Consider the following 12,195-nt stretch of genomic DNA (forward strand, 5'->3'; position numbering starts at 1 on the left):
CCCTCGCGCTTTTGTTGTGGAGAAGTGAGAAGTGAGAAGAGTAGGGGAAGTGGGGGAAGTAGCGGGAGTAGGGGGAGTAGCGGAAGGAAATGCTCTTTCTCCCCCAGCTTCAAAAGCGATGGAATAGTTATTTACTTGCAAGTCTCTTAGTGTTTCATTAACCAAGATTCAGAATGATTAATCATATTGACTAATCCACTCAAAATCTGGTTATAGGTTCCGTAGAGTTCTCGACCAATCTCAACATCCAAATAACCACATTTAACACTAAACTCTATCCAGGTTTGAGTTTCGGCTGCTTCTGCTTCACAGTCATTCAATTTAGCGACGAATGCTGCCTCATATCGACGCTTCCTCCACGCCTCAGCTAAATTCGCACACACAGAACGGGATGAACGACGAATTTGATCGGTAAGCGAATACCTTTCCTCCACAGGAAACTTTTTCGATAATTCAAAAATTTGCATCGCCGTATCGAATGCCATCTTGTAAATTTCTAAATCTTGATGCTTTCTAACCAGTTCTTTAACCATTTGCTTCAAGTTGTAATATTTACTCACTCCCCCTACCTCCCCATCTCCCCCGACTTCCCCTACTCTTCTCACTACCATCATCGCATACGGGATATCCGCGTATATACGATATAGATGATTCTAGATGGGCAATTTGATGGTGTCTGGGAAACAACTATCATAAAGATACCGGGAAGATACCGGGAATTGTCATTCTCGGCATCATAATTATCAGTGGGGGTTGGGGAATTTTATTATGGAAAATTTACCCGTCAAAAGCGTGGAATCACTTGCTGTGGAGGTGGTGACTCTACCGCTTGATGAAGCCCGAGTTGCGCTTGTGGATTATTATTTTCCCAACCGCCAGAGAATTAATTCGACGGAGCAGCTAATTGAGCTATGGGTGCATTCTGTCACTATTAAAAGCGACCAAACGCGACGGGCATATCGGCAAATTGGTTATGAGCTTGCCGATTATATGCAGTCGCGGTTTGGGATATCTGATTTGAGGATGGTAACGTTATTCCATCTACACGCTTATCTTGCTTGGCTAAAGGATGAAAAGCCAGTACGGGGACAGAAAAATACTTATGGAATTAGTAAAAATACGGCAGCTAAATACACTGCGGCGATTAAAAGTTTGTGGGAATGGGGTACTAGAGCTTCTATTGGTTATTTTGCTATCGACTTGGGCAAGGACTTAAGTATCCAGTGGGACGATAAGCTCGCAGAGCGCATTCTGTCGGAACGCGAGATTGCTAAGTTGGAAAAAGCGGCGATTGAAGTAGATTTGCAACACAACACTAATAAGATGCATTGGCTGCTGTTGACTCTCGTCTTTTACAGTGGAGTGAGGGCGGGAGAAATTGCGCGGCAAACTTCTGATTATGGTAAGCGTATAGTTACGCCGGGGTTATTTTGGCGGCAGTTTCGGGAGGATGGAGATTGTCTATTGTTAACTGTGACGGGGAAACGAAATAAAACCAGAACCATTAGTCTCGATCCGGAGACGAGTGCAGTGCTACTGGATTACCGTGGCGATGCCAGCAACGATCAGCCGGTGTTTCCTAGTCCCAGCCGGCGGGACAGAGGTAAACCTTTAAGCGATCGCGGATTGCGGTTAATGATGGCGGAAATTTCTGCTTTTGCGGGAATTAAGTTCAGTGCCCACTTTCTGCGCCACACTCACGCGACGCTGGCTAAGAAAAATGGAGCTTCTGATTTTGACTTGCAGGCAGATTTGGGCCATGCTTCTCCTGCGACGACTGCAAAGTACATTCACCATGTCGGGCGTGTTGGGACTTCTCACGCACTGCGTAAAAAAAGCAAACATCGGTAAAAAAGCAATCGCCACCGGTTCATGGCGGGTACGCCATCGCGCTCATGCGCTCCAAAATGATAGTGTCAAGGTAGTTATCTTTTCGGGATGACGCGCTCACTCGGTCGCGTCCAGTCCCGGTTTACCTAGACATTACCTAGACATGAGCCAAACAGGGAAAAACAAGAAACTGGCATCTTTTAACTGCGACCAAAAGATGTGGGAGCAGTTTATTGCCCGTTGTAAGTCGAAAGGGACGACGGCAACAGCCACGCTGACCCAATTTATCGAACTCTACCTAGATGATCTAGATAACCTTGATGCAATTGGTGGCGATAATTTAGATAAACGCCTCGACTCTAAGATTAAGGCAAGTGTTGAGGAGTACTTAGTTAATGGTAATAATAGTAACAGCAGTCCTACGAATGAAACGATATTAGCTATTTGCTCACGACTTGATAAGCTGGAGTCACAGTTTTCAAGTGAATCTAGCAACGAAACCGAAGCAATCCATAATCTCGCCGATTTATCAGAAAAAATTGAGGGGATAACAGCCCGAATGACACAGTTTACTGAGGCGATTATTAAAATTCAAAATCATCTCAACAATCAACAAAAGCGGGGCAATAAATCGTACAACAACAATTCATCATTCATTGTGCATACTCCCCGAATGCAACCGTTGACGGAAGAAGGTTTAGCTTCAAGACTTGGTGTAAGCGTAGAAACTATACGGGAGCAGCGAAATAAGCTACACCCACCGCTTTTTGTGGCATGGTGCAAGGGCAAGGATAAATCGGGTATGGGATGGGAATTTAACGAAAATACGGGATCATATCATTCGGTAAGTTAGTATTTTTATTAATTTTAAATACGCCTACACACTTGTTGATTTTTGGCATAACACCAGTTTAGTTTCTCTCACGAGTGCTAGAATTTTTTTTGTTCAAAATAGCAGCTTTAAATATTATTGAAAGCGTAATAAATATTCTTTTGTACTTAGGAGATAGTTAGGTGATCGCTTTCTATCTCACCACTTCTCAATCACATTTAGTCCTGATTATATTGTTGGTATAAAAGCTGTCTGTACTATACTCGTCAAAGTTCTAAACAGGTTTCTGTGCCACAAATACCACTTAAGAGTACTTAATCGATTAGAATTACCTCATGTTGTTGCTCTCTCAAGTATTTTCATGAGTACCAGCCGCTATCCCCAGAATTGGAAAGAAATCGCCACCTCTATCAAAGAATCTTTTGATTGGCGCTGTACTAGATGCAATCGCGTTTGCCTGCGTCCTGGACAAAAGCCACCAGAGCTAACTTTATCCCAGCGCCGAGTCTATACACTTCAGGTACACCACTTTAATTTTGACCCTTCTGACAATCGCTTAGAGAATCTTGCCCCGTTATGTAGTGGCTGTCATCTTTACTACCATCGATTCCGACGAGGCAATATTTCTCCTGGTCAATTGTCATTGTTCAAATGAGTGATGCACGAACATTACAGAACCTTGATGAACGCACCCTGCACTACATGAAGTCGATTGCCCTTTGTAATATTTGCGCTTTCACACTCACGCTATGAGAGTGCAGTTGCGGGAGCAAACACTTGTCGGTCAGTTTTAGGACTGCGATCGCCCAAAGGGCTGCTCCCTCCGGGAGTATCGCATGGTGGTTGATGAGAGTGGGAGCGGTAAAGCAGATGAGCGCGATGGCGTACCCGCCCGCCTTCTTGCGATCGCATAAACACCTTTGCCACTGTTGTAGGTAATCTTCAGCTTATTTTAGCCCAAGTCCCTACTTTTATTGAACGGGCTGTTATGAGTGCTGATCCAGAAGAAGAGGATGTTTTAACTTAGTACTTTTACTATTTTCAAATCTTCTCAAAAGGAACCGTTCAAAGCTTCATTCTCCCGTGGCATATTGACGTTTTGAGCCTTAAAAATGATTTTAAAAGCAATATTTCTCGCTGACTGCTTCAACACTTGCAGATAAGCAACAGCATCATCACGTCGGCGGAATCTTGTCACAACAATATTTTCTTGATTGGGAATATCACGGACAATACACCACGGTTTTAATTGCTCAGAATAAGTCATATTCTACCCCTTAAAAATTCTGTAAAATAACCATGCTTGCTATGTGCTTTTAAATCGCCAAATTTTACCTTAAACGAGGAGCTATACTCAAAGACAGGTCAAATTGATATTGACAATTAGAATTATGCGTGCATTAGATTTATTGGACAGATATATAGCGTTCCGACTGGAATGAAATATTGTGTACTGAGTCTGAAAACCTTGCAGGACAAAGTTTTTGTTTTAAAAACCTTTCAGTAATCAAACCGGATTGCTATATGTAGAATAGAAATGTTATTGAGATCAAGGCGAATGAGTCAGACATAGCAATTGCCAAAGTTGTTCGGGAACTTCTTCAAAATGTTCCAGTAAAAAGTCCATGAATGCCAAATGTCGTAAATCATTAGGCTGAGGATAGCGTCTAAACTTACCTTGCTTAAACCAACCTCTGACCGTAGAATCAGAACGACAGCATATTAAGGCAATTTGTTCATAACTCACATCCCATTTGGCATAAAATTCTTCTGGTTTCATACCAAATTCCCAGTGACTGTAGAGTGAAATTAGATGAATTTCTCTTGCCCCTAAAATTCGGGGATTAGACATTAATACACCTCAAATAGGTAAATTTTGTAACTCATTTATTACATCAGCTATTTGTCAGTTACAGAGTTTATAGACACACAAATAAAACCCAATTAAGCGGGTTTTAAACTTTTGATTCACTCTCAATCTGCGTAAGCAGATATAGTTAAAATAGTTCCTTTATTTATAATGGCTAGAATACCGATTCAGGAATAGCCATAAATAGTGGATAGAGTGGATAGGGTAGGGATGGTGCGGTGCTTCGGTTCAAAAAAAACGCCCTATAACCACATTTTTGCACAAGCTATACTGTGAGGAGGGCAATTGAGTTTTTGACTAATCTTATCAGAATAGTTTGACTGCAAATCCAACTTCAGTCGTACTGGGCAAGTTGGGATAATTCACCAGCTATTTGATGTTTTAATATCTATAACAACTGGAATAGGACTGAGAAACTTTTGGGCAGCAGCAACCATACAATTGTGTAATATATGGCTAACTTGGTCAACTTCAGTCTCTGGACATTCCAGTACAATTTCATCATGCCTTACACAGATGAGTTTTGTTCTGAATTTAGCTAATGGCGTTGAAAGTTTTACCATAGCTAATTTGTTGATGTCGGCATTTAAACCTTGTACTGGATGATTAAATAGCTCTGATAGTCGGGGCTTGTTTACCCATCTCCGTCGTCTATTTGCCAGTGTACGACTTTCCTTAATGCCTTGGATGTATTTACGTTTGATGTTTTCATGCCACCTAGCTATTCCAGGATAAGCTTCAAAGAATCGTTGACTGAAAGCTTTTGCTTGTTCTAATGTCATTGCCACCCCATATTTTACTTGGGCGTAAATTTGGAGTTTGGCAGCGCCCATACCGAAAATTAATCCAAAGTTTATTGCTTTTGCTAATCTGCGGTCTTCCTCAGTCACTTCATTGATATGTTTTCCAGTTACTAAAGATGCTGTTAATCGATGTAAGTCAGCCCCCTGGCGATAGACTTGGCACATCTTTGTATCACCACTAAGCCGAGCCATAATTCGTAGTTCTATTTGGGAGTAATCGGCTTTGATAATTTTATAGCCAGGGGCAGCAATGAAGCAGCTACGAGCTGTTTGATCGCGGGGAATATTTTGTAGAGGTGGTTTGCGGCAAGAAAATCTACCGGATTTTGCCCCTAATTGATAATAGTTGGGATGAATTCTCCCAGTTTTGGGGTGGATATGCTGGGGTAGTTTCTCGGTAAAAGTGCCGATAATTTTAGATAGACGGCGGTAATCTAGCAATGCTTGAATTATGGGATACTGTGCAGCTAAAGAAACTAATTTACTTTGATTAGTTGAGTTGATTTTGATACCAATAGCTTGTAGAGCAGCCAAAACTTGCTGAGGTGAATTCGGGTTTACTGCATCTGTCAGTTCTGGCAGCAATGATATCTGAGAGCTAGCAATACGGAGTTGCTTGAGTTGGCTTAAAGCATCTGTTTTTTCAGCTTCTAGTTTTGCACCCAGTATCTGCCATTGAGACAAGTCAAATAGCATCCCGTTAAGTTCCATTTGAGCTACAACAGGCATACACTGAAATTCCAGTCGGGCAATTTTGAATAACTTTGCCTGCTTTAACTTGTTGAGGAGAATTGGGTAAAGGTCAAGTAATATGGCAGCATCTACAGCAGCATAGTGCAATTGAACCTTGGTAAGAGGTTTGCACCAATCACTGATTTGTTGAGTTTTATCTAGTTGAAGGTGTAGTAGCTTTTTAACTATATTTTGTAAGGATGAGCTTGTTTTTAATCCTGCGGTTAGAACTTTATAAGCAAGTTGGGTATCAAAGAATTTACCGGAGGGTTGAAGTCCTGCGAGTGTGAGAAATTGCCAGTCGAACTTGGCATTATGTGCAATTTTGACAGCAGAGTTACAAAGCAGTTTTTTGAGCAGTTGGCGATCGCTTTTGGGAATAGCTGGTAGATCTATCAGCACTACTGGATGGTTTGGTGCAGCTATTTGAATCAGTCTAATAGAATCAGTTAGAGGGTCAAGTCCTGTTGTTTCACAATCTATGGCTAAAATTTCTGCCTGAAACAGAGGTTGGAGAGCATAATTAAGAGTTGAAACATTGGAAACGATAGTATATTCTGGAGTATAAATACTGAAATTATTTGTATTTATTAAGCTTGTATTCATAATGAATTTAATTTGAATTTCTCACCTAGAAGCGATAGCTTGTATATGTACCAACTTCAAAATATTTAGTTTTATACAAAGATTTGAAAACCTATTAAAGAGAGGTAATACTATAGCGGTGTGCAGTTTAGGGAGATACAAAAACTTTGCTGGAAAGATTGTACAGCAAGTACTTTTGTCTTCTCATCCGAGCGATAACTGCCATATCGATATTCCTCTCTTTCTATGATTAACTGACTTTACGTTTACCTGTTTTTGCAATGTTAGAATGCTGAATATTCTCTCGAACAGATGTAAAAGCAGTAGGAGCCAATTCTCTAATAATGGGTGTGACAATTTCTGGTGCCAGTTCTAAACGATGCTTAATCTGTGCTTGCAACCAGGCTAAAGGAACACTTTTACTGTTGACTTTTTGTTTGATAATTAAGTCAGGATTGGATGTTGAAGCTTTTTTTATGGCAGTAGCAATTTTTCTGGCTGTCCGTAAATCAATTTTGTCTACATCAATGCTAATAAAGTTGTCTGGTTGAGGTTCTGGTTTTGATGTAATATGGTTAGTTGATTGATTTTGATTTTCCAACTTGAGAGATTTTTTAATATCACTAGATTCAAGGTGTGATTTTTCATCTGTTGTGTCGTTGGGATTATATTCGATATTGAGTGTAAAATCCTGCCACAAGTGGACGATTCCCACAACGAAATCAATAAGCATAAGAATGGCATATAAGGCTGTAATTCCAATGATGAGATGATTTAAAATCTCTTGAATTTCTTGAGTATTCATGATGACTAACTTGAAAATTTATGTTCATAATTAAAGAAGTGATCGCTTCCATTTAACAGAAAAATCCTCAGATGAAAATTTGAATAGACTGAGGATTTTTTAAAAATTCAGAACAAGCTAATTTGCACAGTTGAATTTGATGAAGGTTTAGGAGTTGGAGTGCTTTGGGTCGAGTCTAAGTTAGTCTTGGCAGTGACATGACGCTTACCCCATCCCTCTTGTGCTGCGTGTTTAACTATGCTGCGTCGAATTGACCTGCTAAGATAGTTGAATTCATTTTTTACCTGATTAAAATGAATGATGCGATTATTGCTGGCATTGTTCGTATCACCATCACCTATAAATTCATAAAAACTCTTGCAACCCTTTGGTAATTTATCGTATTTGGTTAAAACTTCATTACCTACCCAAAGATAAAGGTCAGCGTAGTCCTTATGCAGAGGTGCTTCGTAAGTTGCAGGCATCATGTAGGTAAGAACTTCTGTGGCTGTGCTGGAAACACCAACCTGATCCTGTTCGTATTCAGTGAAGATAAGTTCCAATCGCTCCTGAATACAAGCAAACTTCAGCCATTGGGGAATCGTATCACTCCAAGGACTGCGATGAATTATCAATGGCCCTGCAAGGTAGCGAACATGGTGTAGGGAAAATTCAGCTATTTCCAAAAGACTTGCTAATAATTCTTTTGGTGTATTTAAACTTGCCAGAATTTGCAGCATTTTTCGGGTGTTGTTTGGCAGTTTGGTACTATTAGCATTACTGATTTCTGCCATTATTTCTGGTGCAATTAAATTCATTTGTTCCATTTTTCATCTCGATATGAGCGCATCACCAAAAATAGCCAATCGGCTAAAAAATTAATGTCCAATAGGTGAAGGCTGATACTAGATAAATCTTTTTATGCTGGCATTGATACAGCTTTTTTAGGTAATGTCAATGAACAACGAACCCACAATTAACCAAAATCTTGATACTGACGACAGTAGTAATTATCAGTCTGGCAGTGGCTATCAATCTTTATGTTACGGTGTTGAGCAATTAAGTTCTGGAGATAGTAGTAATCCCTTGCAAACAGACCAATTTAGGGATGGTTATCAAGAGAATATTTTTGAAATCAATCTTGGGGATACACCTTACACTGAATCGGCTGCTAATCCCAATCCTCAATTACCAGGATATGGCTCTGGCTCAGGTTACAAGTCTAAGAAAAGTCAACAGTCAGCATCGCCAGAGCTAGAGTTATAAGTCATATTTCTACTGATAACTATACCCCAAAAGTAACAAAAAAATGGTTTGCATTAAATAAATTACTTTGCTTGTTGGGGTATAGTTGCTGTCATTTATAAAGCTGAAATTATGAAGATACCAAAAGCATGGATATCTCTTCTGGTTGTCATTGCTTGTATTATTTATAGTATCGCCGCCCAAGCTACAATCAACACATTTGGTGATGGCAATTTACCGACTAGAATTGTAGAAGTTGCAAATCCTCAGTCTCGACTACCTGCTACTAAAGTTTTGCTCCCAGACTGGAGCCGCATTTCTCTAAGCCAGCTACCAGGTATCAGTCAATCCGGTGCAATTGATGGCAGTCCCTACAGTCAAACACTAGGTTATGACCTGAGTCGTACTTGGAATGTGGGTATGACTCCTGACCAATATTTGAAGTTAGGAGATATCAGTGAAGCATTACAAGCAGAGGAGTTTTCTTTACAGGCGATCCAGGCGATCGCTCTGGGCACACAACCAGAGGCGAACACAGGCATTAACAGTATAGATTTAAACCAAATTGCCTTGAGTGAATTTCCCCTGATTGGGGAGCAGACATTGAGCCATTTAGCTCAGGTTGTTCCAGAATTAGCTAATATACGAGTAAACAATATTACCCCTGTTGCAACCTTACTAAAATCAAAGGGAATTGCTGCATCTAATTTAACACTAGCTCAGGTACTAACACAGTATGAAGTTGGGCAAATGAAGCTGGGAGAAATCGACTTGTCAGAGTTTTCTATCTCTTCAATTCCTAACTTAGATGCAGTACAGCTACAACAATTTACAGGTTGGATGAATAGCAATGTTTCGGATATTCCTGGTTTGGGACAAGTACCTTTAGGATTAATGCCTAATCCCATCACTGAAATTGGTAGCTTAGTAATGCGGATTGATGTAGTTCATGGGCCAGCAGAAAACCGCCGTAACAATACGATTTCTGGTTCAGATGTGCAAGGATTTTCTGTGCCTTGTACTGTAAAAGACTGCGCTTACTTAGAATTGGATGATTTGGAAAATGCAGGTCGTAGCGATCGCAGTAAGTTGGAAGGTAAACAGTGGATTTCCGGTAAATACCAAGAAGTCGAGGGCGGGCGGGGTATCCTGAAAGCAGTGAATAAGGGTCGGGAACCAACAGGAAGGCTACCGTTTGGTAAAGCTTTTAAGGTGGTAGTAATGGAGCCAGATGAAACTACTGATACGGTAGATACGGCTTTGTTCTTTCGGTTTTGTGCTTGGCGAATGGGTTGTACACCTTATTTTATCGGGCCTGTTCCTTTTTTCAGCTACAAGGTTAACTCCCTGATATTTGTAGGCAATTTGAACGAACAGAGGACAAATACTGCATCTTTACCAACTGGAGCTACGAGAGAGCCTAAAGCTAAGACTACCAACGGTACTGGAGTAAGAGAGAAGATTAATCCATGCACGTTTAGTAATGGTAGTCAGTCGATAACAGGTCAATCATTCTCCGGCATTGATTTGCGATCGCTCTCAAATGCGATCGCGGAAATTGAGAGTGCTGGTAGTGGGGATTACAAAGCCATTGGCATACATACCTGTGCAGATGGGGGTTTAAATTGTGGTCGCGCTCTCGGTCGCTACCAGTTCATGAGTTATAACCCCTATGCAGTGCAGTTAATTGCTGCCAAGCCTGGAGGTCAAGAGTTCCTGAGTCAAGTGGAGCAAGGGCATCAACCAACAGAGGCTGAACTATTTGAGTTTTTTCCTCCAGCCGACCAAGATAGGGCATTTATGGCTGATATGGCTAACAAAATTCAAGTGACACAAGAGCAAATCGATCCGGCTACAGGAGAGCCATTTACAGGTGAACGCCTAATTGAACGAGTGGCTCAAAAGCATTTTGGTGGTGATTACAGCAAAGTTGATGGAAATGGCTCAGATGCCCTCGGTCGCCTCAGCCTCAAAGATTACGGCAAAACCGCTTTAGCTAGTTATCGCAACAGTAATAGCGATAATGGAACGCTGACCTGTTCTCCCAATGTAAATTCTAGCTACATCAGCACTGCTAAAAATACTGAAAATGGGAGGTAGAGTATGACAGATTTATCTAAAACTTCTATTACTTCACCCTATGAGATAAAAGAAATACTGGATACTGAGCTGCATTCAAAAATACATCTTGGGGAAACAGGGGAAGAAAAGGGAGTTTATTCTTCTTCCGCCTCCTCTACTCAGTCTCAACCACTGAAGACAACTGCATATCAATTACCAGCACCGACTATGAGGGTACGCTACTGGATTCATTGGTTTCGCATTGGTTTGGGCATCTTTTTGTTGCTGTCAATTCTCATGAGCTTAGGGGGTTGTAGCTTAAATGCGGCAACCGTTACTTGGAACAAAGCTGCTAATGTTGTGCCTGTTACAGTCGTTGAACAGGTGATTGTAGAAAATACAGAGTTAAATGCCAAAGTATCTGCTAAAAATATACTGGCTTGGAGTGTGGAAGGAAAAGACGGTAGATTCGCAGTTTTCAACTTGAATACGCCTGATGTCTGTGGTGCTTTGGGATGTCTGTATACTGGTTACTGGCTCAGAAAGGACAAACCCATTACTCAGGTATTCTTGAGTTACTTGAATTCCAATCTGCCACCAGGTAAGCATTTGTTGTTAGTGGGAGAGAACCGAGGTCAGGCATTACCGTGCATTAAGGTACTGCAAACCGAGCAAGAGCAGCTACGCCAATTGAATTTTTGTTTCAATGGCACTGGCTATCAACTTGCTGATAGTCAGCTTTTCACTAATAGTAAAAAATCCCAAAGTTGATAACTCGAAAGCGGGGTGGCCGCCCTGAAGCGTTCGCTCGAGCGCCGTGTTAGGCTGTGTGGCCGGACGATGGAAGCGGACAGACTTCCATGGCTTGAATCAAGCCTTGTGCAATGGTGAAACGATGACCGACGTGCTCATCGGCAAGAACGGCTCCAGCCAGGTCGCGCACGACCTGATGCACTTCGACCAAGATACGCCCGGCCTCCTCCGGGTGAAAAGTCACCGGCTCCACGTGCGGGTTGATCTCGCTCCATTGCTCCGTCCAGTAAGCGCGGACTCCTTCATGGCCAAGGGCAGAACCGCCTTTGAATGCTTTCGGCCAGTCCACGTCCGGAGTCATGAGGGCGAGGGCGGCGTCAATGTCCCGCGCGTTAAAGGCCGCGTAGGCCGCGCGGAACAGTTCGATTAGGAGTGCCGGTTGATCTGGCATAAGCGGTGTGGTGAAGGATACGCAGTAGGGACTAACAATTGATTGACAGAAAGTTTCCGCCTAAGATCCGCAGTGGGCGGATAGACAGAAAGTTTCTGTATAATACTCCAAAGCCGCTGTTTAAGCCGAATCTTTCCGCATAATACGCTCATTTGGGTGTATAGGTCGAAAGTTTCTGCATAACATTCTACAGGGTAGAGGCTAAAGGGTAGAGGGTGGACTGGCTCTATCTACCTTCCGAACCGTTGG

The 12,195-nt window shown here is 41.7% G+C and carries 14 protein-coding genes; 6 read left to right on the forward strand and 8 right to left on the reverse strand.

What is annotated here, in order from left to right:
- Positions 1-146 precede the first annotated feature (146 nt).
- Positions 147-533, reverse strand: a complete 387-nt coding sequence (locus RMY00_RS26650; protein ID WP_289791823.1) for a four helix bundle protein — start codon at positions 531-533, stop codon at positions 147-149.
- Between the two features lie 235 nt (positions 534-768).
- On the opposite strand from RMY00_RS26650, the gene RMY00_RS26655 reads away from it, so the two are divergent.
- From RMY00_RS26655 to RMY00_RS26665, 3 genes are all read left to right on the forward strand, one after another.
- Positions 769-1,851, forward strand: coding sequence for a site-specific integrase (locus RMY00_RS26655; RefSeq protein WP_322650427.1), 1,083 nt, complete (start codon positions 769-771; stop codon positions 1,849-1,851).
- Positions 1,852-1,993: 142 nt separating this feature from the next.
- A complete protein-coding gene (locus RMY00_RS26660) occupies positions 1,994-2,683 on the forward strand; it encodes a hypothetical protein (protein WP_322650428.1) in 690 nt (229 codons plus the stop codon).
- A 340-nt stretch (positions 2,684-3,023) separates the two neighbouring features.
- Positions 3,024-3,317, forward strand: a complete 294-nt coding sequence (locus RMY00_RS26665; protein WP_094345565.1) for an HNH endonuclease — start codon at positions 3,024-3,026, stop codon at positions 3,315-3,317.
- A 92-nt stretch (positions 3,318-3,409) separates the two neighbouring features.
- Here the strand turns inward: RMY00_RS26665 and RMY00_RS26670 are convergent, their stop codons facing one another.
- From RMY00_RS26670 to RMY00_RS26695, 6 genes are all read right to left on the reverse strand, one after another.
- Positions 3,410-3,589, reverse strand: a complete 180-nt coding sequence (locus tag RMY00_RS26670; RefSeq protein ID WP_322650429.1) for a hypothetical protein — start codon at positions 3,587-3,589, stop codon at positions 3,410-3,412.
- A 124-nt stretch (positions 3,590-3,713) separates the two neighbouring features.
- Positions 3,714-3,929, reverse strand: a complete 216-nt coding sequence (locus RMY00_RS26675; protein WP_221704341.1) for a hypothetical protein — start codon at positions 3,927-3,929, stop codon at positions 3,714-3,716.
- Positions 3,930-4,211: 282 nt separating this feature from the next.
- Positions 4,212-4,514 (reverse strand): hypothetical protein, encoded by a 303-nt coding sequence (locus tag RMY00_RS26680; RefSeq protein WP_069069453.1) that lies wholly within the window; start codon positions 4,512-4,514, stop codon positions 4,212-4,214.
- A gap of 380 nt (positions 4,515-4,894) precedes the next feature.
- Positions 4,895-6,673, reverse strand: a complete 1,779-nt coding sequence (locus RMY00_RS26685; RefSeq protein ID WP_322650430.1) for a bifunctional 3'-5' exonuclease/DNA polymerase — start codon at positions 6,671-6,673, stop codon at positions 4,895-4,897.
- A 229-nt stretch (positions 6,674-6,902) separates the two neighbouring features.
- Complete coding sequence (locus tag RMY00_RS26690) at positions 6,903-7,457, reverse strand: hypothetical protein (RefSeq protein WP_322650431.1); 555 nt, start codon at positions 7,455-7,457, stop codon at positions 6,903-6,905.
- A gap of 107 nt (positions 7,458-7,564) precedes the next feature.
- Complete coding sequence (locus RMY00_RS26695; RefSeq protein ID WP_322650432.1) at positions 7,565-8,263, reverse strand: hypothetical protein; 699 nt, start codon at positions 8,261-8,263, stop codon at positions 7,565-7,567.
- A gap of 130 nt (positions 8,264-8,393) precedes the next feature.
- Between RMY00_RS26695 and RMY00_RS26700 the strand changes: the two genes are divergently transcribed.
- The 3 genes from RMY00_RS26700 to RMY00_RS26710 all read left to right on the forward strand — a co-directional run bounded on the left by RMY00_RS26700 (position 8,394) and on the right by RMY00_RS26710 (position 11,513).
- Complete coding sequence (locus RMY00_RS26700; protein ID WP_265277351.1) at positions 8,394-8,702, forward strand: hypothetical protein; 309 nt, start codon at positions 8,394-8,396, stop codon at positions 8,700-8,702.
- Positions 8,703-8,813: 111 nt separating this feature from the next.
- Positions 8,814-10,781 (forward strand): M23 family peptidase, encoded by a 1,968-nt coding sequence (locus RMY00_RS26705; RefSeq protein WP_322650433.1) that lies wholly within the window; start codon positions 8,814-8,816, stop codon positions 10,779-10,781.
- Positions 10,782-10,784: 3 nt separating this feature from the next.
- Positions 10,785-11,513, forward strand: a complete 729-nt coding sequence (locus tag RMY00_RS26710; protein WP_322650434.1) for a hypothetical protein — start codon at positions 10,785-10,787, stop codon at positions 11,511-11,513.
- A 49-nt stretch (positions 11,514-11,562) separates the two neighbouring features.
- Here RMY00_RS26710 and RMY00_RS26715 read toward each other — a convergent pair whose 3' ends face one another.
- Positions 11,563-11,946, reverse strand: coding sequence for a nuclear transport factor 2 family protein (locus tag RMY00_RS26715; RefSeq protein ID WP_322650435.1), 384 nt, complete (start codon positions 11,944-11,946; stop codon positions 11,563-11,565).
- Positions 11,947-12,195 lie beyond the last annotated feature (249 nt).

It is taken from the genome of Nostoc sp. ChiVER01, from assembly GCF_034531155.1.
GTDB lineage: Bacteria > Cyanobacteriota > Cyanobacteriia > Cyanobacteriales > Nostocaceae > Nostoc.